A 19,836-nucleotide genomic window follows, 5' to 3' on the forward strand; every position below is an offset into this window, starting at 1 on the left:
CCGTGCCGCACCCGGCACCGGACGAACTCGAGCCCGGCACCCCGGCCACGGGGGCGCGGGGCCGGCGCGGCACCGTCGGTGCGCTGCGGGCCGACCTGCTCGTCGCGGCGGACGGCCTGACCGGCCCCGGCCGGTCGGGCCTCGCCCGGCGCACGACCCTGCAGCAGATCGTCACGGAACGCATCACGCCGCTGTTCGACGCCGCCACGGCCGACGTCGACCCCGCGGGCATCGCGCTGGCCGCCGTCGGCAGCCTCGGCCGCGCCGCCGAGCTCGGGCCGCTGTCCGACCTCGACCTCGTGCTGGTGCACGACGGCCGCACGCACGAGCCCGAGGAGCTCGCCCGCGTGGCCGACGCCCTCTGGTATCCGCTGTGGGACTCGGGCGTCGACATCGACCACGCCGTGCGCTCCCTGAGCCAGACGCGCCGGCTCGCCTCCACCGACCTGCCCGCCGCCGTCGGGTGGCTGGACGTGCGGCCCCTGGCGGGCGACGCGGTCGTGGTGCACCGCGCGGCGTCCGCCATCCTCACGGACTGGCGCTCGGCCTCCCGGCGACGCCTGCCGGAGCTGCTGAACAGTGCCCGCAGCCGCGCCGAGCGCGCCGGTGAGCTCGCGTACCTCGTCGAGCCAGACCTCAAGGAGTCGCGCGGCGGCATCCGCGACGCGGTGCTGCTGTCCGCGCTGGCGGCGACCTGGCTGACCGACCGCCCGCACGGGCGGGTGGACCGGGCGTACGCGCACCTGCTGGACGTGCGCGACGCGGTGCACGTCGTGACGCGGCGCCGTTCCACGAAGCTGCACCTCGCCGACCTGGACGAGGTCGCCGCGCGGTGCGGCCACGACGATCCCGACGAGCTGCTGGCGAGCCTCGCGGAGGCCGGGCGGGAGATCTCCTACGCGCTGGACTCGACCGTGCGCCGGGCCCGCCAGGCGCTGCAACGGCCGGCGCTGCGCCGGCCCGTCGTCGTGCGGGGGCGGCGGTCCGCGCCGCGGCTGCGCTCGGTGGGCGACGGGCTGGTGGAGCACGACGGCGAGCTCGTGCTGGCGGTGGGCGCGCAGCCGACCGAGGACCCGCTGCTATCGCTGCGGGCGGCGGCGACCGCCGCCCGGACCGGCCTGGTGCTCTCGCCGGTGACCGTGCACTCGCTGGCGCAGTGCACGCCGCCGCCCGAGCCGTGGCCGCAGGCCGCCCGCACCGCCCTGCTGACGCTGCTGGGCGCGGGCCCTGCGCAGGTGCCGGTCTGGGAGGCGCTGGACCTGGCGGGCATCGTGACCAGCTGGGTCCCGGAGTGGGCGGGGGTGCGCAACCGCCCGCAGCGTGTGGCGATCCACCGGCACACCGTGGACAGGCACCTCGTCGAGACGGCGTCCCGCGCCGGCCGGGTGCGCCGGCAGGTGGCCGCCGACGCCGGCGTCGCCCCCGCGCCGTCCGAGGTGCTGCTGCTCAGCGCGCTGCTGCACGACATCGGCAAGCGCCGCGGTGCGCAGAGCACTGACCACTCCGTCGAGGGCGCACGCCTCGCGCCGGGCATCGCGGCGCGGGCCGGGTTCGGCGCCGCCGTCGCGCACGACGTCGGCGTGGTGGTGCGCCACCACCTGACCCTCGCCCGGCTGGCGACCACCGCCGACCTCGAGGACCCGGACACGACGGGCGAGCTGCTCGACGCCGTGGAGCACCGGCCGGACCTGCTCGAGACCCTGCGAGCGGTGACGGAGGCGGACGCGTCGTCGCTCGGGCCGGTCGGCTGGACGGCGTGGCGGGCGAGCCTCGTGGACGACCTCACCGCACGGGCCCGCACGGTGCTCGCAGGGGACCCGATGAGCGACCGGTGAGCGACCGGTGAGCGACCGGTAAGGTAGGTGGCTGCACCCATCGAAGAAACTCTGTGAGGACCTGCCTGGTGTTCAACTCCCTGTCGGACCGGCTCACCTCGACGTTCAAGAACCTGCGCGGCCGGGGCCGGCTCTCCGAGGCGGACATCGACGCGACCGTGCGCGAGATCCGCCGGGCCCTCCTCGACGCCGACGTGGCCGTGCCCGTGGTGCGCGAGTTCACCGCCGCGGTGCGCGAGCGTGCCATGTCGGCCGAGGTCTCCGGCGCGCTCAACCCGGCGCAGCAGGTCGTCCAGATCGTCAACGACGAGCTCGTGGCGATCCTCGGCGGCCAGACGCGCGCGCTGCAGCTCGCCAAGACCCCGCCGACCGTCATCATGCTCGCGGGCCTGCAGGGCGCCGGCAAGACGACGCTCGCGGGCAAGCTGGGCCTGGCCCTCAAGGAGCAGGGGCACACGCCGCTGCTCGTCGCGGCCGACCTGCAGCGCCCCAACGCGGTCACCCAGCTGTCCGTGGTGGCCGAGCGCGCGGGCGTGCCCGTCTTCGCGCCGCACCCCGGCAACCAGGGCGCCGAGACGGACGCCGTCGTCGGCGACCCCGTGGGCGTGGCCCGCGACGGCGTGGCCGAGGCGAAGGCCAAGCAGCACGACGTCGTCATCGTCGACACCGCGGGCCGCCTCGGCGTCGACCAGCTCCTCATGCAGCAGGCCGCGGACATCCGCGACGCCGTCCAGCCGGACGAGGTCCTGTTCGTCATCGACGCGATGATCGGTCAGGACGCCGTCGCCACGGCGCAGGCGTTCCTCGATGGCGTCGACTTCACGGGCGTCGTGCTGTCCAAGCTCGACGGTGACGCGCGCGGTGGCGCCGCGCTGTCGGTGGCCACGGTCACGGGCCGGCCGATCATGTTCGCCTCCACCGGCGAGAAGCTCACCGACTTCGAGGTCTTCCACCCCGACCGGATGGCGTCGCGCATCCTCGACATGGGTGACGTGCTCACCCTCATCGAGCAGGCGGAGAAGACGTTCGACGCCGACGAGGCCGCCAAGATGGCGGCCAAGGTGGAGAAGGGCGAGGACTTCACCCTCTCCGACTTCCTGGTGCAGATGCAGCAGATGAAGAAGCTCGGCTCGATGAAGAAGATGCTCGGGATGATGCCGGGCATGGGGCAGATGCGCGAGCAGCTCGAGAACTTCGACGAGCGCGAGGTCGACCGCGTGCAGGCCCTCATCCAGTCGATGACGCCGGCCGAGCGCGACAACCCCAAGCTCATCAACGGGTCTCGCAGGGCGCGCATCGCCCGCGGCTCGGGCCAGACGACGACGGCGGTCAACCAGCTCCTCGAGCGGTTCGCGCAGGCGCAGAAGATGATGCGCCAGATGAGCAAGGGCGGCGGCATGCCGGGGATGCCCGGCGGCGCGCCGGGCATGCCGGGCCTGCCCGGGGGCGGCGGCAAGAAGTCGCGCGGCAAGCAGGCGCCGGTCCAGAAGAAGAAGGGCAAGTCGGGCAACCCCGCCAAGCGTGCCCAGCAGGAGCGCGAGGCGATGCAGCGCGCCCTGGGGGGCCCCGCGGACGAGCCGGCGGCCCCCGGCTCGGCGTTCGGCATCGGCGGTGGCGCCCAGCCGGCCGAGCAGGACCCGTCGAAGCTGCAGCTCCCCGACGGCCTCGACAAGCTGCTCGGCGGCCGCTGAGCGACCGCTCGGTCTGTAGCCTCTGACCATGTCAGCACCGCACGTCCCGCTGCACGTCACCGGCCATGTCCTCCTCGGTGGCGACCGTGACGTGGGGGAGATGTGGGTGCGCGACGGCCGCGTCAGCCTGACCCGGCCGTCCCCCCAGGGCAGCGCCACCCGCGAGCTCGAGGGGTGGGCGCTGCCCGGCCTCGTCGACGTGCACTGTCACGTGGGGCTGGGGGCGGACGGCCCCGTCGACCCGGAGACGGCCGTCGCGCAGGCGCTCACCGACCGGGACTCCGGCGTCCTGCTGGTCCGCGACGCGGGCTCGCCGCTGGACACGTCGTGGGTGCACGAGCGACCCGACCTGCCCCGGCTGGTGCGCTCGGGACGGCACCTGGCTCGGCCCCGGAGGTACCTGCGGAACTTCGGCCTGGAGCTCGACGACGTCGCCGACCTGCCGGGGGCCGTCCGGACGCAGGCCCGGGCCTCGGACGGCTGGGTCAAGCTGGTGGGCGACTGGATCGACCGCGGCCTGGGGGCGGACGCGGACCTGCGGCCCCTGTGGCCGCGGGACGTGCTCACGGACGCCGTCGCCGCGGCGCACGCCGAGGCGGCGCGGGTCACGGTGCACGCATTCTCCGAGGAGGTCCTCGGAGACCTGCTCGCGGCGGGCGTGGACGGCATCGAGCACGGCACCGGCCTCACCGCCCAGCTCATGGACGAGGTCGCCGTGCGGGGGATCCCGGTCACGCCCACGCTGCTCCAGGTGGGCCGGTTCGAAGAGATCGCCCGTCAGGCGGAGGCGAAGTACCCGGTCTACGCGGCTCGGATGCGGGGCATGCACGCACGCCGGTACGAGCACGTCCGGGCCATGCACGAGGCCGGCGTCCGGCTGCTCGTCGGCACCGACGCGGGCGGCGCCATCGGGCACGGGCGCGTCGCGGACGAGTGCGCCGAGATGGTCGCGGCCGGGATCCCGCCGGCCGACGTGGTGGCGATGGCGACCTGGCGCGCGCGGGAGCTGCTCGGGTTCGGCTCGCTCGTCGACGGATCCAGCGCCGACCTGGTGGTGTACCCCGCGGACCCGCGCAAGGACATCGGGGTGTTGCGGCACCCCAGCGCCGTCGTGCTGCGCGGCCAGGTCGTCCGCGGCTGAGGCGGAGGTGCAGCGGAGGGCGCGGGTCGAGGGACGAGACACTCGTCCGTAGCGGAACCGCGGACTCGGCCCAGAACAGGCGCGGCTGAGGGCGGTTGGAGACCACCCGTGGGGTCTGGCACAATGGCCGGGTACTCGGCGTGCCCAGGCCCCTCTCTCCTGCGCAGGCCGTGTCCTGACCAGAGCAGCCGCTAGGACCCCACCCGGCAGCGCGACAGGTCGACCCACCAGAACCAGGAGACACCACCACAGTGGCCGTCAAGATTCGTCTGAAGCGCCTCGGCAAGATCCGGGCCCCGTACTACCGCGTCGTCGTGGCGGACTCGCGTTCCAAGCGCGATGGTCGCGTCATCGAGGAGATCGGGAAGTACCACCCGACCGAGGAGCCGTCGTTCATCGAGATCAAGTCCGAGCGGGCGCAGTACTGGCTCGGCGTCGGCGCGCAGCCGACCGAGCAGGTCGCCGCACTGCTGAAGATCACCGGTGACTGGCAGAAGTTCAAGGGCCTGCCGGGCGCCGAGGGCACCCTGCGGACCAAGACCGCCAAGGCCGACAGCGCCTCCGCGGTCGAGGCCGTCGCCGCCGAGGCCGAGAAGGCCAAGGCGAAGGCTGCCGCGAAGAAGACCGCGGAGCCGGCGGCCGAGACCGCCGAGGCCTGATGCTCGCCGACGCCCTCGAGCACCTGGTGCGCGGCATCGTGGACCACCCGGACGACGTCCGGGTGGCCGCGCGGGCGCAGCGCCGGGGAGACCTGCTCGAGGTGCGGGTGCACCCGGAGGACCTCGGCCGAGTCATCGGCCGGGGCGGACGGACGGCGAAGGCCCTGCGCACCGTGGTCGGCGCGCTCGCGACGGACGGCCCCGTGCGGGTCGACGTCGTGGACGTCGACCGGCGCTGACGCCCGCCGCACCCGCTGTCGCAGCTTTGACGAGGCCCGGCCCCACGGATCAGCACTGATCAGCACTGACCAGCATTGATCAGCACGTGGGGCCGGGCCTCGTCGTCTGCGGCCGGCCGACCATAGACCAGACGACGCACGAATCGACGAGGTGGGAGACGAGATGCAGCTGACGGTGGCGCGCATCGGGCGGGCGCACGGGCTGCGCGGCGAGGTCGGGCTCGACCTGCGCACGGACAACCCCGAGGACCGGCTGGCGGTCGGCTTCGTGCTGACCACGGAGCCGGCGTCCGCCGGCCCGCTGACCGTGACGGCGGCGCGGGAGCACCAGGGCCGTTGGCTCGTCTCGTTCGCGGGGGTGGCCGACCGGACGGCGGCCGAGGCGCTGCGCGGCGTCGAGATCGTCGTCGACGCGGACGACTCCGACGAGGAGGACGCCTGGTACCCGCACGAGCTGGCAGGCCTGCGCGTCGAGCTCGAGGACGGCACGGCCGTGGGCGAGGTCGTCGGCCTGGAGCACCTGCCCGCGCACGACGCGCTCGTCGTGCGCGAGACCGGCGGCGAGCGCACGCTCGTGCCGTTCGTGCGCGCCATCGTGCCCGTGGTGGACGTACCCGGCGGTCGGGTCGTGCTCACCCCGCCGGGCGGCCTGCTCGCCCGTGACGCCGAGGCCGTCGACGTCGACGACCCGTCGGGGGAGGACCGCTGACGTGCGCGTCGACGTCGTGACGATCTTCCCCGACTACCTCGCCGCGCTCGACCTGTCGCTGGTCGGGAAGGCGCGCCGGGCGGGGCTCCTCGACCTGCGCGTGCACGACCTGCGGGACTGGACCGTCGACCGGCACCGCACGGTGGACGACACCCCGTTCGGCGGGGGAGCGGGCATGGTCATGCGTCCCGACGTCTGGGGCCGGGCCCTCGACGACGTGCTGCCCGAGGGCGGCGGCGGCCACCTGGTGGTCCCGACGCCGTCGGGCGAGGTCTTCACCCAGCGGCACGCCGAGTCGCTCGCGGCCGAGGAGCACGTGGTCGTCGCGTGCGGCCGTTACGAGGGCATCGACGCGCGCGTGGTCGAGCGCCACCGGGCCGCGGGCCACCGGGTGAGCGAGCTCTCCATCGGCGACTACGTGCTCAACGGCGGCGAGGTCGCGGCGCTCGTGATGATCGAGGCGTTCGGCCGCCTGCTGCCCGGGGTGGTGGGCAACCCGCACTCCCTGGTCGAGGAGTCGCACGGGGAGGCGGGCCTGCTGGAGTACCCCGTGTACACGAAGCCGCCGTCGTGGGAGGGCCTCGAGGTGCCCGAGGTGCTCCTGTCGGGGCATCACGCGCGGATCGAGCGGTGGCGCCGGGACCGCGCGCTCGAGCGGACCGCCGCCCGGCGGCCCGACATGATCGCCGCGCTCGACGTCGCGACGCTCGACCGGGCCGACCTCACGCTGCTCGCCGAGCTCGGCTGGGCCGTCGAGGGCGGCCGCCTGCAACGGGCGGCGGATTCGGCGGCGGCGGAGCCCGAGCCGGAACCTGTGGCAGAATAGGTCGCTGGTGTGCTCGCCGACCGGCCTCTGCCACAGGGGAGGTCACGGCGGGCTGCGCAGCAGCTCGCCCGGTCGACCAGTCGTCGCACCGCCCGAACCATCAGACACCGCGCGCCGTGAGCGCGCCACGATCTTGTTCCTGACCTGTGGCAGGGCGGGGAGAAACCATGCACACGCTCGACTCTGTCGACGCAGCCTCGCTGCGCTCCGACGCGCCGGAGTTCCGCGCCGGCGACACCGTGAAGGTCAACGTCAAGGTCGTCGAGGGCAACCGCTCGCGCGTCCAGGCCTTCCAGGGTGTCGTCATCGCCCGCCAGGGCGGCGGCGTCCGCGAGACGTTCACCGTCCGCAAGATCAGCTTCGGCGTCGGCGTGGAGCGGATGTTCCCGCTGCACGCGCCGACCATCGACTCGATCGAGCTCGTGTCGCGTGGTCTCGTCCGTCGCGCCAAGCTCTACTACCTGCGCAACCTGCGCGGCAAGAAGGCGAAGATCCGCGAGAAGCGCGAGACCCCGTCCTCGAAGTGACGCTGTACTGACCAAGCGCTGAGGCGCTTGTCACGCTGCTCCGCGAACGGGCGGACCTGCTTGCGCAGGTCCGCCCGTTCGTCGTCTCCGGCGAGTGGTGACGCCGGGCCGCCGGCGGGATGCCGGCGTTTCGCCCTGGACGGTGGCGAGTGAAAGAGTGAGCACGTGGCAGACTCCGATCCCGTGACCGACCGGCCGAGCGCGCGCGAGCCCCGCCCCCACGACCCCGGCGATGCCGGCTGGGACGCCTCGCCCGACGCTCCGGTCGGCGTGGGCACCGGCAACGAGCCCGGCGGCTTCGACGCTGTGGTGGGCACCGGTCACAACGCCCCCGCGCCGAGCCGCGGGCTCGGTGTGCTGCGCGAGACCGCGATCATCGTGATCAGCGCGCTCGTGCTGTCGTGGCTGATCAAGACGTTCCTCGTGCAGGCCTTCTACATCCCGAGCGGGTCGATGGAGGACACGCTCGAGATCGGCGACCGGGTCATGGTCTCCCGCCTCGTGCCCGACGTCTTCGACGTCCACCGTGGCGACATCGTGGTGTTCAAGGACCCGGGTGGCTGGCTGCCGCCGTACGAGCCGCCGGAGCGCACCCCCGTCGGGGAGGCCGTGACGAACGTCCTGACCTTCGTGGGGCTGCTCCCGCAGGAGACCGGCGACCACCTGATCAAGCGGGTGGTCGGCGTGCCGGGTGACCACGTCACGTGCTGCGACGACCAGGGGCGCGTGAGCGTCAACGGCGAGCCGATCGACGAGGAGTCGTACATCAAGCCGGGCTCGGTGCCGAGCCAGGACCCGTTCGACACCGTGGTGCCCGACGGCATGCTGTTTGTCATGGGCGACAACCGGCAGAACTCCCAGGACTCGCGCTACAACACCGGCAAGCCGGGCGGCGGGTTCGTGCCGATGGACAACGTGGTCGGGTCCACCTTCGCCACCGTCTGGCCGCTGGGCGACGCCAAGCTGCTGCGCAATCCCGGCGACGTCTTCGGAGGAGTCCCGGAGCCGTGACCTCGCTGTCTGAGCGGCCCCTGCGCGTCGCGCCGGTTCCCGACACGGTCCGGCGCCCGACGCCGCCGCGCCGGCGTGCCGCGAACGGTGCCTCGAACGGTGCCTCGAAACGGCGGAGCACGACGCTGCGCCAGGAGCGGTCGCTGCTCACGGGCGGGGCCCGTCTGGTCGCCGGCATGGATGAGGTCGGTCGCGGCGCGCTCGCCGGGCCGGTGAGCGTAGGCGTCGTCGTCGTGGACGCCGCGACCCGCACCGCGCCCCAGGGGCTTACCGACTCCAAGCTGCTCACACCTGCGGCTCGCGTCGCGATGGTGCCCCAGCTGGAGCGGTGGGGGGTCGCCTGGGCGGTCGGGCACGCCGGGCCCGCGGAGATCGACGCGCACGGCATCGTGGCCGCCCTGCGGCTCGCCGGGCACCGCGCGCTGGCGCAGGTGCGTCGCGCCTGCGGGGACGTGGACGTGGTGCTGCTCGACGGCTCGCACAACTGGTTGAACCGCGCGGACGTCGACCTCTTCGAGGCCGCCGACCTCGACCCCGCGCTCGGGCCGGACGTCCCCGAGCCCGCCGTCCGTACGCTCGTCAAGGCCGACCTGCAGTGCTCGTCGGTCGCGGCCGCGAGCGTGCTCGCCAAGGTGGAGCGCGACGGCCTCCTGGTGCGGCTCGCCCGCCAGTACCCGGTCTTCGCCTGGGACCAGAACAAGGGGTACTCGGCGCCCGCCCACCTGGACGCACTGCGCCGCCACGGCCCGACGCCGCAGCACCGGCGCTCCTGGAACCTGCGCGCGCTCGCCGACGAACCTGCGTGCGTGCCCGGCGCCGCGCCAGCGGCCACGCTCGACGCGGGCCTGCCCGATGGGATGATGGGCTCGTGAGCGCCGAAGACCTCGAGAACTACGAGACCGACATGGAGCTCGCGCTCTATCGCGAGTACCGAGACGTGGTGGGCCTCTTCTCGTACGTCGTGGAGACGGAGCGACGGTTCTACCTGGCGAACCAGGTGGACCTGCAGGTGCGGTCCGCGGCCGGGGAGGTCTACTTCGAGCTCCGGCTGGCCGACGCGTGGGTGTGGGACGTCTACCGCTCCGCGCGGTTCGTGAAGTCGGTGCGCGTGGTGACGTTCAAGGACGTCAACGTCGAGGAGCTGGCGAAGGCCGAGCTGGCCCTGTAGCAGGGCTTTCTGTCGCCGCGGCGGGATCGCGCCGCACCGAGGCTGCCCCCAGGTCCGGCCGTCGTGCACAGGCACCCCTCCTGCGGCGGGCGGTGCCCTGGCGCGGGTCAGGCTTCCCGCGGAGGTGGTTCGATGCGGGCGAAGGACGCCGTCGGGCAGTACGGGGAACGGGTGGCGGCACGCCACGTGGAGGCGAACGGCCTCGTGGTGTTGGAACGGAACTGGCGCGGCACGGCGGGCGAGCTGGACATCGTCGCCATGGACGGTGACGTGCTGGTCGTGATCGAGGTCAAGACCCGCCGGGGCACGGCGTTCGGGCATCCCGCCGAGGCGGTGACGGCGTCGAAGCTGGCGCGGATCCGCCGGCTCACCGGGCAGTGGCTCGTCGAGCACGCCGACGTCCGGTGCCGCGAGGTGCGGGTGGACGTCGTGGCGGTGGTGCTCCCGCGTGCGGGCGCGGCCGAGGTCGAGCACCTGGTCGGGGTCCTCTGATGGGCCTCGGCACGACGGCGGCGGTCGCGCTGTCCGGCCTCTCGGGACACGTCGTGGAGGTGCAGGCGCAGCTCGCGGCCTCCGTCCCCGGGTTCACGCTGGTGGGGCTCCCCGACGCGGCGCTGCACGAGTCGCGCGAACGCGTCCGTGCCGCGGTGCTGTCGACAGGTGTCCGGTGGCCGCACCGCAAGATCACCGTCAACCTCTCACCCGCGTCGTTGCGCAAGTCGGGCTCGTCGTTCGATGTCGCGATAGCGGTCGCGATCCTCGCCGGGGACGGCAGCGTCCCCGGCGCCGGTCTGGAGCGCGTGGTCCACCTGGCGGAGCTCGGGCTGGACGGGCGCCTGCAGCCGGTGCGGGGCGTGCTCCCGGCGGTCGCGGCCGCGGTCGAGGCGGGCTGCCCCGACGTCGTGGTCGCGGCCGCCGACGCGGACGAGGCGCGGCTCGTGCCCGGGGCACGGGTCCACGCCGCGGCCAGCCTCGCCGAGGTCGTGCTGCTGCACGGCGGTGAGCTCGCGGAGGTGCCGGTGCTCGATCCCGTGCGCCCGTTCCGGCAGGTGGTGGCGCGCCGGCGACCCGGCGACCTGGCGGAGGTCGTAGGGCAGGCACAGGCGCGGGTCGCGCTGGAGATCGCGGCCGCCGGCGGGCACCACCTGCTGCTGGTGGGACCACCGGGGGCCGGCAAGACGATGCTCGCGGCCCGGCTGCCGGGCGTCCTGCCCGACCTGACCCCGGCCGAGGCCGTCGAGGTCACGGCCGTGCACTCGGTCGCGGGCACCTTCGACCCCGGGGACGGGCTGATGACCCGGCCGCCCTTCGAGGACCCGCACCACACGGCGACCCCCGCGGCGATCGTCGGCGGCGGCAGCGGGATGGCGCGCCCCGGCGCGGTCTCGCGAGCGCACCGCGGCGTCCTGCTCCTCGACGAGGCGCCTGAGTTCCCGTCCCGCGTGCTCGAGACCCTGCGGCAGCCGCTCGAGCAGGGCGAGCTCGTGCTGCACCGCTCGGGGGGTGCGGCGCGCTACCCCGCGCGTTTCCAGCTGGTGCTCGCGGCGAACCCGTGCCCGTGCGGGATGGCGACGGTCAACAAGGGCCTGGACTGCGCGTGCACGCCCGCGGCGAAGCGCCGGTACTTCGGCCGTCTGTCCGGACCGCTGCTCGATCGGGTGGACCTGCAGGTGGACGTGCTCCCGGTGACGCGCGCGGAGCGCACGGCGGGGCCGACCGGCGAGTCGACGGCCGACGTGGCGTGCCGCGTCGCGCGGGCGCGCGGTGCGGCACGCGAACGGCTGGCCGGCACTCCGTGGTCCACGAACGCCGAGGTACCGGGCGGGTGGCTGCGAGAACGGCTGGGCAGCGACCGGCGCGTGCTGCGGCCCGTCGAGCAGATGATCGACCGCGGTGTGCTGAGCCTGCGCGGCGCCGACCGGGTGCTCCGGATCGCGTGGACCGTCGCCGACCTGGGTGGGCGGGCCGCCCCGGACGCCGATGACGTGTCCACTGCCGTGACGATGCGCACGAGGGGGAACCATGGCTGACCCGCTCTTCGACATACCCCGGACAGAGCGCTCGGGTCGCCTGGCGCCAGGCGCGGGGGCCGTGCCGTTCGACGCCGCGGACCCGGTGCTCGCCCGCGCCGCCTGGAGCAGGCTGGTGGAGCCGGGCGACCCGGTGGCCGGCGCGCTCGTCACCCATCTCGGGGCGCCGGGCGCGCTCGTGTGGCTCCTCGACGCCGTCGGGGACCCTGCGCGCGCCCTGCGCGGTGCGGCGCTGGAGCCGCTGGGTACCGCGGTGGCCGCCGACCGGCTGCTAGAAGCGGTGGCGCGGTGGGTGCCACGCCTGGATCGGCTCGACCCGCGTCGGGAGCTCCGCGTGCTCGCGCGGCTCGGCGGCACGCTGCTGATCCCGGGCGACGCGCGATGGCCCACCCGCCTCGGCGAGCTCGGCGCGGCGGAGCCCTTCGCCCTCTGGGTGCGGGGCGACCCGGACCTGGCCGCCCTCGCGGACCGGTCGGTCGCGGTGGTCGGGGCACGCGCGTCCACCGCGTACGGCGAGCACGTCGCCGCGGACCTCGCGGCCGGGCTGGCCGACCGCGGGTTCACGGTGGTCTCCGGTGGGGCGTACGGGATCGACGCCGCCGCGCACCGCGGGGCGCTTGCGGGCGGCGCGTCCACCGTCGCCGTGCTCGCCGGGGGAGTTGATCGGTACTACCCGCCGGGCAACCACGAGCTGTTGCGCCGGATCGCCGCCGGGGCGGGCGCGGTGGTGAGCGAGGTCCCGCCCGGCTCGGCCCCGTTCAGGCAGCGGTTCCTCGCGCGCAACCGGCTCATCGCTGCAGCGTCCTGCGCGACGGTCGTGGTGGAGGCGGCCTGGCGGTCAGGCGCGCTGTCGACGGCGCGGCACGCCGCCCAGCTGCTGCGCCCGCTGGGTGCGGTGCCGGGCCCGGTGACGTCCGGCACGTCGACGGGGTGTCACGCGCTGCTGCGGGACGGCGTCGCTGTCTGCGTGACCGACGCCGCCGAGGTCGCGGAGCTGGCCGGGCCGATGGACGCGGGGGAGGCGGGCGCGGCCGGCGAGCGTCGTGGTGGGGCGTCGGGCGCCGCCGCCGTCGGGAGTCGCCGGGGCTCGGGCGGGCGCCGCCCCGAGTCGGTGGAGGCGCTCGGTGGCCGCGCGCAGCGGGCGTGGGACGCGCTACCGGCTCGTGCGGCGGCGGCCCTGGACGCGCTCGCCCGCACCGCCGGCCTGTCCGTCGCCGAGACGCTCTCCGGGCTGGGCACGCTGGAGCAGCACGGTCTCGCCGCGCAGGAGGGCGGAAGGTGGCACCGCGCGCCCTGAGGCCCGGCGCGCACGCGCGGGCTCCTGCCGGCCGAGTGGGTCTGGGGTCGGTCGACACGCGTGCCCGATCACCGTGGCGGTGGCGGGCCGGGGGCACACTGACCTGGATGGACACCGATCCGGACCTCCCGCCGCTGCCGGCGTCGCTCGCGGACGCTGTGGAGCGATTCGACGAGCATCTGGCCGTGCAGCGGGGGCACTCGGTGCACACCCGCCGCGCCTACCGCGCGGACATCAGCTCGCTGCTGCGGTACTCGGTGCGCCACGGCGCGGGGGGCCTGCCCGACGTGGACGTCGGGGTCCTGCGCGGGTGGCTCGCCGCCCAGGCGGACCGGGGCCTGGCACGCGCCACCATCGCGCGCAGGGGGGCCGCTGCGCGGGCGTTCCTCCGCTGGGCCTACCGGGGCGGCCTGGTCCCGACCGACGCCACGGCACGCCTCGCCAGCCCCAAGGTGCCGCGCACCCTGCCGACGGTGCTGAGCGCCGACGCGGCGGCGGCGATGCTCGACGCCGCGCGCGACGAGGCACACACCGCCGGACCCGACGAGCGGCCGGCCGCGCTGCGCGCCTGGGCGGCGGCCGAGCTGCTCTACGGCAGCGGCATCCGCGTCGGCGAGCTCGTCCAGGTGGACGTGTCGGCCGTCGACCTCACGGAACGGCTCGTGCGGGTGCTCGGCAAGGGCGGGAAGGAACGGGTGGTGCCGTTCGGCGTTCCCGCGGCCCGTGCGGTCGCGGAGTGGCTCGCCCGGGGCCGGCCCGCGCTGGCGCAGCCGACGTCGGGGGCGGCCCTCCTGCTCGGCGCGCGGGGCGGCCGGTGGGGTCAGCGCCAGGTGCGCGAGGCCGTGCACCGGCTCGCGGCGATGGCGGGTGTGGAGGACGTCGCACCCCACGCCCTGCGGCACTCCGCCGCGACGCACCTGCTCCAGGGCGGATCCGACCTGCGCTCCGTCCAGGAGGTGCTGGGGCACTCTGACCTCGGCACCACGCAGCGGTACACGCACGTGGACGGGGAGCGGCTGCGCAAGGTGTTCGTGCAGGCGTTCCCCCGCGCCTGACGCGCCGGAGGCCCGCCCGACGAGCCGGTTCAGGGGCTGCCCGGGAGCAGCACGATCGGTGCGGCCTCGCCGAGCAGGGCGAGCGGGTCGAGGTACGTCTCACCGCGCAGCACGCCCCAGTGCAGACAGCGCGCGGGGTCGCAGTGCCCCGGCCCCTCGGCCAGCCGCCCCACGACGTCGCCGCGGCCGACCGTCGTACCGCGCTCCAATGCGGCGGCCACCGGCTCGAAGGTGGAGCGCAGCCCGTCGGGATGTGTCACGACGACCACCGGCTTCCCCGCGACCGGCCCGGCGAAGGTCACGACCCCCGGGGCGGGCGAGCGCACCTCCGCCCCGTCGGACGCGGCGAGGTCGACGCCGCGGTGGCCCGGCAGCCAGTCCTCGGCCGGCGGGTCGAACGGATGCACCACCGCTCCGGGGACCGGGCGCTCCCAGCCTTCGGTGGGTGCGGTGGCGGTGGGTGCGAAGGTCGGTGCGGTGGGGGCGGTGGGGGCGGTGGGGGCGGTGGGGGCGGTGGGGGCGGTGGGGGCGGTGGGGGCGGTGGGGGCGGTGGGGGCGGAGGAGGCGGCCGGGGCGATCGCGGCCGGCGGCGACGCGGCGACGGTGAGCACTATCGTGAGCAGGGCCGCGAGCGCGGGGGCGGTGGTCATGCGGACGACCGTGCCAGTATCGGGTCGGGGCGCCGCCTGGGCCGCCCGGAGCTGTGGACGCAGAGGTCTTGGGGGCAGTGTCGTGGCGGCCCGCGTCGGGGCGCGCGACGTACCGCGGAGCGGGTTCGTCGCCGTCGAACCCGGCGGCCCACGGGTGCGCTCCGCGGCCCTGCGGCGTCGGGTAGACTCGGCGGCGCGATCGGCTCGCGCCTTCGCTCCCGACCACTCCCGGTGGAACTCCCGCGGATCGTCCCTGACGTCCGCGGTGCCGCCCGGCCGGGGGCGGGCTCCGCGAGCAGGTCGACATCGCGCGTCACGTACGCGCCCCGAGCGCCGGTCGGCCGGCGGGAGGGGCGTGGCCGCGTCGGCAGCGGTCCGCACCCGGGTTCCCCGGGGGTGGTGCCGGCCCGGCGTGACGCCAGGGGTGCCGGGCCAGATGCCTGTCACCGACCAACCGAGTACCGCGACCGGTCACCTGCTCCAGGGCAGGACCGCTCGCCTGATGAGTGTGCATCCCGGAGGATCCGGGGGCACACTGCGAAAGGACGTGTCATGGCCGTCGTGACCATGCGCCAGCTCCTCGAGAGCGGTGTCCACTTCGGACACCAGACCCGCCGTTGGAACCCGAAGATGAAGCGGTTCATCTTCACGGAGCGCAACGGCATCTACATCGTCGACCTCCAGCAGTCGCTGTCGTACATCGACCGCGCCTACGAGTTCGTCAAGGAGACCGTCGCCCACGGCGGTTCCGTCCTGTTCGTCGGCACCAAGAAGCAGGCGCAGGAGCCCGTGGCCGATCAGGCCGGTCGCGTCGGCATGCCGTACGTGAACCACCGCTGGCTCGGTGGCATGCTCACCAACTTCAGCACCGTGCACAAGCGTCTCCAGCGCCTCAAGGAGCTCGAGGAGATCGACTTCGACGACGTCGCCGGCTCGTCGCTGACGAAGAAGGAGCTCCTCGTCCTGCGTCGCGAGAAGGACAAGCTCGCGCGCACCCTCGGCGGCATCCGTGACATGGCCAAGACGCCGTCCGCGGTCTGGATCGTGGACACCAACAAGGAGCACCTCGCCGTCAACGAGGCGCGCAAGCTGGGCATCCCGGTCGTCGCGATCCTCGACACCAACTGCGACCCGGACGTTGTCGACTACGCCATCCCCGGCAACGACGACGCGATCCGCTCCGTCACCCTGCTGACCCGCGTGATCGCGGACGCGGCGGCCGAGGGCCTGCTGCAGCGCCACTCGGGCAAGAAGGGCGATGCCGCGGAGACCACCGAGGCCGAGCCGCTGGCCGAGTGGGAGCGCGAGCTCCTGGCCGGCGCGGAGGCCACACAGGCCGACGCCCCCGCCGCTGAGGAGACCCCGGCTGCTGAGGCCCCCGTCGCCGAGGAGGCCCCGGCTGCTGAGGCCCCCGTCGCCGAGGAGGCCCCGGCTGCTGAGGCCCCCGTCGCCGAGGAGACCCCGGCTGCTGAGGAGACCCCGGCCGCTGAGGCCCCCGTCGCCGAGGAGACCCCGGCCGCCGAGGGCGAGCAGGCCGCCGAGAAGTCCGAGTGAGGCCCCGCGGGCCGGTCGCGATCGCGACCGGCCCGCGGACTCCCCGGTACCCCTTCCGCCCGTCGCCCCGACCGGGACCGGGCGGAACTCGAACCAGCACGGAGGACATCCATGGCGAACTACACCGCCGCTGACATCAAGGCGCTGCGCGAGCGCACCGGTGCCGGCATGCTCGACGTCAAGAAGGCGCTCGACGAGGCCGACGGCAACGCCGAGCAGGCCATCGAGATCATCCGCAAGAAGGGCCTTGCCCGCGCCGCGAAGCGCGAGGGCAACGCCACCACCGAGGGCCTCGTGGCCGTCAAGGTCGAGGACTCGGCCGCCGGCCAGGCCGCGACGCTGATCGAGCTCGACGCCGAGACGGACTTCGTCGTCAAGAACGAGAAGTTCATCACGCTGGCCGACAGCGTCCTCGACGCCGCTGCCGCGGCGGGCGCCACCGACGCCGAGTCGGCCCTCGCAGCCCCGGCTGCCGAGGGCACCGTGGCCGACCTCATCGCCGCGCAGGGCGCGACGCTGGGCGAGAAGATCGTCCTGCGCCGCGTCGCCCGCGTCGAGGCCCCGAAGGTCACGACCTACCTGCACAAGACGGCGAAGGACCTGCCGCCGTCCATCGGCGTGGTCGTCGCCACGGACGAGGCAGCCGAGCCGGTGGCCAAGGACATCGCGCAGCACATCGCGGCCCTGTCGCCGACGTACCTCTCCCGTGACGACGTCCCCGCGGACGTCGTCGCCAAGGAGCGGGAGATCGCGCGCGAGGTCTCGATCGCCGAGGGCAAGCCCGAGGCTGCGCTCCCGAAGATCGTCGAGGGCCGGCTGAACGGCTTCTTCAAGGACGCCGTCCTCGTGGACCAGCCGCTGGCCAAGGACACGAAGACGACCGTCGCCAAGCACGTCGCCACCACGGGCGGCAACCTGCTGGGCTTCGTCCGCTTCCGCGTCGGCAGCTGACGCACGCAGCGCTCAGGCCCGGCCGCACCGTCCGCGGTGCGGCCGGGCCTGTCGCATACCCGCCCGCGCGACGGAGCGGGATCGGGCGTCCGGTGCCAGGATTCGGCAAGGACACCCCATAGGACGGCTGGGCGAGGGCGCGCAAAGACGTCGAGGAGTGCCCGGCAGGTGCCGGCAGACGCGGAACAATGCGGAACACTTGTGAAAAAGACCGAGAGAGCGACGGTGGCGCACGTGACCGAGACGAACCAGACCGACCCGACCCCCGCGACGGGCGAGCCCGCGCCCGCGCGCCGGGTGCTCCTCAAGCTCTCCGGCGAGACCTTCGGCGGCGGCAACGTGGGTCTCGCGACCGACGTGGTGCGCCGCATCGCGCAGGAGATCGGCGACGCGGTGCGCCAGGGCGTGCAGGTCGCGATCGTCTCCGGCGGGGGCAACTTCTTCCGCGGCGCGGAGCTCTCGCGCGCCGGCCTGGACCGCGCGCGGGCCGACTACATGGGCATGCTCGGCACGGTGATGAACTGCCTGGCGCTGCAGGACTTCCTGGAGCAGGACGGCGTGAAGACCCGCGTGCAGACCGCCATCACGATGGGCCAGGTCGCGGAGCCCTACATCCCGCTGCGCGCGATCCGCCACCTCGAGAAGGGGCGCGTCGTGATCTTCGGCGCGGGTGCCGGTATGCCGTACTTCTCCACCGACACGGTCTCCGTACAGCGGGCCCTGGAGACGGACTGCGACGAGGTCCTCATGGGCAAGAACGGTGTCGACGCCGTCTACTCGGCCGACCCGCGCACGGACCCCGACGCCCAGCGGCTCGAGCACCTGACGTACACGGACGCGCTGGTGCGCGGGCTGAACGTGATGGATGCGACGGCGCTGTCCCTCTGCCGGGACAATGACGTGCGCATGCGGGTCTTCGGGCTCGAGGCGCCGGGTAACGTGACCCGCGCCCTGCTGGGCGAGAAGATTGGCACGCTGGTCACCACCCACTGACCGCGACAGCACACGACGGCATCATGACGACGACAAAGGAGCACCGGTGATCGACGACACCCTCCTCGAGGCCGAGGACAAGATGGACAGGGCGATCGAGGTCGCCAAGGAGGACTTCTCGGGCATCCGCACCGGCCGGGCGAACGCCGGCATGTTCTCGAAGATCACCGTGGACTACTACGGCGCGCCCACGCCGTTGCAGCAGCTCGCGTCGTTCAACATCCCCGACGCGCGCACGGTACTGATTACGCCGTTCGACAAGACCTCGATGACGGCGATCGAGAAGGTGCTGCGCGAGTCCGACCTGGGCATCAACCCGTCCAACGACGGCAACGCGATCCGCGTGATCATGCCCGCCCTCACCGAGGAGCGGCGCCGCGACTACGTGAAGATGGCCAAGGGCAAGGCGGAGGACGCGCGCGTCTCCCTGCGCAACGTGCGCCGCAAGGCCAAGGAGGAGCTCGACCGCATCGTCAAGGACGGCGAGGCCGGCGAGGACGAGGTGGGCCGCGCCGAGAAGGAGCTGGAGTCGCTGACGAAGAAGCACGTCGAGGCGGTCGACCAGCTGCTCGCCGGCAAGGAGAGCGAGCTGCTCGAGGTCTGATGGTGACCCATCCCCTCGAACCGGGCGAGGACGCGTCCCCGCTCGACCCGTCCACCGGCGGGGCGGTCGGCCCGCAAGCCTCGCGTGCCGGCCGCAACCTGCCCGTGGCGATCGCCGTCGGCGTGCTCCTGCTCGTCGCCGTGGCGGCGTCCCTCTGGTTCCGACCCGAGCCCTTCGTCCTCGTCGCGGCCGTCGCCGTCGGCGCGGCCCTCTGGGAGCTGCGCCAGGCCTTCGCGCGTCGCGACATCCACATCCCGATGCTCCCGCTCCTGGTGGGCGGGGTGGGGATGGTCGTCTCCGCGTACACGTCGGGGCCGGAGGCCCTGCTCGTCGCGTACGTGCTGACGGTGGGTGCGGTGGTCGTCTGGCGGGTGTTGGACGGCCCGGGCCCCCAGGCGCTGCGGGACTCGGCGGCGGCGGTCTTCGCCGCCACCTACGTGCCGTTCCTCGCGGGTTTCGTCCTCCTGCTGCTCGCACAGCCGGAGGGTGAGCTCCGCGTAGCGCTGTTCATCCTCCTGGCCGTCGCGAACGACGTCGGCGGGTACGTGGCCGGGGTGACGCTCGGGCGGCACCCGCTGGCACCCACGGTGAGCCCCAAGAAGACCTGGGAGGGCCTGGCGGGCTCGTTCGCGCTCGCGACCGCCGTGGGCGTCGCGGGCGCGGTCCTGGTGCTCGACGCCAGCCCGCTGCTCGGCGTCGTGCTGGGCATCCTGACCGCGATCACGGCCACGGTGGGCGACCTTGCCGAGTCGCTCATCAAGCGGGACCTAGAATTGAAGGACATGGGTTCGCTGCTCCCCGGCCACGGGGGCGTGCTGGACCGACTCGACTCGCTGGTCGTCACCGCTCCGTTCGTGTACCTCGTGCTCACGATGGCGCCGTCGACGGCCCTGTAA

General features: G+C 74.2%; 21 protein-coding genes. 20 read left to right on the top strand and 1 reads right to left on the bottom strand.

Going from position 1 to position 19,836, the window contains the following annotated elements; all coding sequences use genetic code 11:
• Positions 1-2: 2 nt before the first annotated feature.
• The 15 genes from AC1C2W_RS05285 to AC1C2W_RS05355 all read left to right on the top strand — a co-directional run bounded on the left by AC1C2W_RS05285 (position 3) and on the right by AC1C2W_RS05355 (position 14,188).
• The gene (locus AC1C2W_RS05285; RefSeq protein WP_495412566.1) at positions 3-1,835 is read left to right on the top strand and encodes a [protein-PII] uridylyltransferase family protein; all 1,833 of its coding nucleotides are present in this window, start codon (positions 3-5) and stop codon (positions 1,833-1,835) included.
• Positions 1,836-1,903: 68 nt separating this feature from the next.
• A complete protein-coding gene (gene ffh / locus AC1C2W_RS05290; RefSeq protein WP_495412567.1) occupies positions 1,904-3,526 on the top strand; it encodes a signal recognition particle protein in 1,623 nt (540 codons plus the stop codon).
• A gap of 28 nt (positions 3,527-3,554) precedes the next feature.
• Positions 3,555-4,667, top strand: a complete 1,113-nt coding sequence (locus tag AC1C2W_RS05295) for an amidohydrolase family protein (protein WP_495412568.1) — start codon at positions 3,555-3,557, stop codon at positions 4,665-4,667.
• 251 nt (positions 4,668-4,918) lie between these two features.
• On the top strand, positions 4,919-5,326 hold the full coding sequence (gene rpsP, locus AC1C2W_RS05300; RefSeq protein ID WP_495390264.1) for a 30S ribosomal protein S16: 408 nt from the start codon (positions 4,919-4,921) through the stop codon (positions 5,324-5,326).
• On the top strand, positions 5,326-5,565 hold the full coding sequence (locus tag AC1C2W_RS05305; protein ID WP_495390265.1) for an RNA-binding protein: 240 nt from the start codon (positions 5,326-5,328) through the stop codon (positions 5,563-5,565). The genes rpsP and AC1C2W_RS05305 overlap by 1 nt, the downstream gene beginning before the upstream one ends.
• A 163-nt stretch (positions 5,566-5,728) precedes the next feature.
• Positions 5,729-6,274: a ribosome maturation factor RimM gene (rimM, locus tag AC1C2W_RS05310; RefSeq protein ID WP_495412569.1), complete on the top strand. Its 546-nt coding sequence runs from the start codon at positions 5,729-5,731 to the stop codon at positions 6,272-6,274.
• 1 nt (position 6,275) lies between these two features.
• A complete protein-coding gene (gene trmD / locus AC1C2W_RS05315; protein ID WP_495412570.1) occupies positions 6,276-7,100 on the top strand; it encodes a tRNA (guanosine(37)-N1)-methyltransferase TrmD in 825 nt (274 codons plus the stop codon).
• A gap of 167 nt (positions 7,101-7,267) precedes the next feature.
• On the top strand, positions 7,268-7,627 hold the full coding sequence (gene rplS, locus AC1C2W_RS05320) for a 50S ribosomal protein L19 (protein ID WP_495412571.1): 360 nt from the start codon (positions 7,268-7,270) through the stop codon (positions 7,625-7,627).
• Between the two features lie 165 nt (positions 7,628-7,792).
• Positions 7,793-8,638 carry a signal peptidase I gene (gene lepB / locus AC1C2W_RS05325; protein WP_495390269.1) on the top strand — a complete coding sequence of 282 codons (846 nt, stop codon included), beginning with the start codon at positions 7,793-7,795 and terminating at the stop codon, positions 8,636-8,638.
• Entirely contained in the window at positions 8,635-9,510 is an 876-nt protein-coding gene (rnhB, locus tag AC1C2W_RS05330) for a ribonuclease HII (protein WP_495412572.1), read from the top strand. The genes lepB and rnhB overlap by 4 nt, the downstream gene beginning before the upstream one ends.
• Complete coding sequence (locus AC1C2W_RS05335) at positions 9,507-9,806, top strand: DUF2469 domain-containing protein (RefSeq protein WP_380324050.1); 300 nt, start codon at positions 9,507-9,509, stop codon at positions 9,804-9,806. Before rnhB ends, AC1C2W_RS05335 begins: the two co-directional genes overlap by 4 nt.
• 132 nt (positions 9,807-9,938) lie before the next feature.
• Positions 9,939-10,298 carry a YraN family protein gene (locus tag AC1C2W_RS05340; RefSeq protein ID WP_495390270.1) on the top strand — a complete coding sequence of 120 codons (360 nt, stop codon included), beginning with the start codon at positions 9,939-9,941 and terminating at the stop codon, positions 10,296-10,298.
• The gene (locus tag AC1C2W_RS05345; protein ID WP_495390271.1) at positions 10,298-11,836 is read left to right on the top strand and encodes a YifB family Mg chelatase-like AAA ATPase; all 1,539 of its coding nucleotides are present in this window, start codon (positions 10,298-10,300) and stop codon (positions 11,834-11,836) included. Before AC1C2W_RS05340 ends, AC1C2W_RS05345 begins: the two co-directional genes overlap by 1 nt.
• On the top strand, positions 11,829-13,133 hold the full coding sequence (gene dprA, locus AC1C2W_RS05350; protein ID WP_495412573.1) for a DNA-processing protein DprA: 1,305 nt from the start codon (positions 11,829-11,831) through the stop codon (positions 13,131-13,133). Before AC1C2W_RS05345 ends, dprA begins: the two co-directional genes overlap by 8 nt.
• Before the next feature lie 107 nt (positions 13,134-13,240).
• Positions 13,241-14,188, top strand: a complete 948-nt coding sequence (locus tag AC1C2W_RS05355) for a tyrosine-type recombinase/integrase (RefSeq protein WP_495390273.1) — start codon at positions 13,241-13,243, stop codon at positions 14,186-14,188.
• Between the two features lie 29 nt (positions 14,189-14,217).
• Here the strand turns inward: AC1C2W_RS05355 and AC1C2W_RS05360 are convergent, their stop codons facing one another.
• The gene (locus tag AC1C2W_RS05360; RefSeq protein ID WP_495412574.1) at positions 14,218-14,838 is read right to left on the bottom strand and encodes a murein hydrolase activator EnvC family protein; all 621 of its coding nucleotides are present in this window, start codon (positions 14,836-14,838) and stop codon (positions 14,218-14,220) included.
• A 552-nt stretch (positions 14,839-15,390) separates the two neighbouring features.
• Here AC1C2W_RS05360 and rpsB point away from each other — a divergent pair.
• The 5 genes from rpsB to AC1C2W_RS05385 all read left to right on the top strand — a co-directional run bounded on the left by rpsB (position 15,391) and on the right by AC1C2W_RS05385 (position 19,836).
• The gene (gene rpsB, locus AC1C2W_RS05365; RefSeq protein ID WP_495412575.1) at positions 15,391-16,392 is read left to right on the top strand and encodes a 30S ribosomal protein S2; all 1,002 of its coding nucleotides are present in this window, start codon (positions 15,391-15,393) and stop codon (positions 16,390-16,392) included.
• Between the two features lie 111 nt (positions 16,393-16,503).
• Entirely contained in the window at positions 16,504-17,343 is an 840-nt protein-coding gene (gene tsf / locus AC1C2W_RS05370) for a translation elongation factor Ts (RefSeq protein WP_495390276.1), read from the top strand.
• Between the two features lie 234 nt (positions 17,344-17,577).
• On the top strand, positions 17,578-18,336 hold the full coding sequence (pyrH, locus tag AC1C2W_RS05375; RefSeq protein WP_495390277.1) for a UMP kinase: 759 nt from the start codon (positions 17,578-17,580) through the stop codon (positions 18,334-18,336).
• A gap of 46 nt (positions 18,337-18,382) precedes the next feature.
• On the top strand, positions 18,383-18,940 hold the full coding sequence (gene frr / locus AC1C2W_RS05380) for a ribosome recycling factor (protein WP_495390278.1): 558 nt from the start codon (positions 18,383-18,385) through the stop codon (positions 18,938-18,940).
• Complete coding sequence (locus AC1C2W_RS05385; RefSeq protein ID WP_495390279.1) at positions 18,940-19,836, top strand: phosphatidate cytidylyltransferase; 897 nt, start codon at positions 18,940-18,942, stop codon at positions 19,834-19,836. Before frr ends, AC1C2W_RS05385 begins: the two co-directional genes overlap by 1 nt.

It is taken from the genome of Isoptericola sp. Y581 (assembly GCF_059445475.1).

Excerpts from the sequence above, each read along its gene's own strand:
- AC1C2W_RS05345 (WP_495390271.1), top strand. The coding sequence starts at position 10,298 with ATGGGCCTCGGCACGACGGCGGCGGTCGCGCTGTCCGGCCTCTCGGGA.
- AC1C2W_RS05360 (WP_495412574.1), bottom strand. The coding sequence starts at position 14,838 with ATGACCACCGCCCCCGCGCTCGCGGCCCTGCTCACGATAGTGCTCACC.
- AC1C2W_RS05340 (WP_495390270.1), top strand. The coding sequence starts at position 9,939 with ATGCGGGCGAAGGACGCCGTCGGGCAGTACGGGGAACGGGTGGCGGCA.
- rimM (WP_495412569.1), top strand. The coding sequence starts at position 5,729 with ATGCAGCTGACGGTGGCGCGCATCGGGCGGGCGCACGGGCTGCGCGGC.
- AC1C2W_RS05355 (WP_495390273.1), top strand. The coding sequence starts at position 13,241 with ATGGACACCGATCCGGACCTCCCGCCGCTGCCGGCGTCGCTCGCGGAC.
- tsf (WP_495390276.1), top strand. The coding sequence starts at position 16,504 with ATGGCGAACTACACCGCCGCTGACATCAAGGCGCTGCGCGAGCGCACC.
- rpsB (WP_495412575.1), top strand. The coding sequence starts at position 15,391 with ATGGCCGTCGTGACCATGCGCCAGCTCCTCGAGAGCGGTGTCCACTTC.
- rplS (WP_495412571.1), top strand. The coding sequence starts at position 7,268 with ATGCACACGCTCGACTCTGTCGACGCAGCCTCGCTGCGCTCCGACGCG.
- AC1C2W_RS05295 (WP_495412568.1), top strand. The coding sequence starts at position 3,555 with ATGTCAGCACCGCACGTCCCGCTGCACGTCACCGGCCATGTCCTCCTC.
- AC1C2W_RS05305 (WP_495390265.1), top strand. The coding sequence starts at position 5,326 with ATGCTCGCCGACGCCCTCGAGCACCTGGTGCGCGGCATCGTGGACCAC.
- AC1C2W_RS05385 (WP_495390279.1), top strand. The coding sequence starts at position 18,940 with ATGGTGACCCATCCCCTCGAACCGGGCGAGGACGCGTCCCCGCTCGAC.
- dprA (WP_495412573.1), top strand. The coding sequence starts at position 11,829 with ATGGCTGACCCGCTCTTCGACATACCCCGGACAGAGCGCTCGGGTCGC.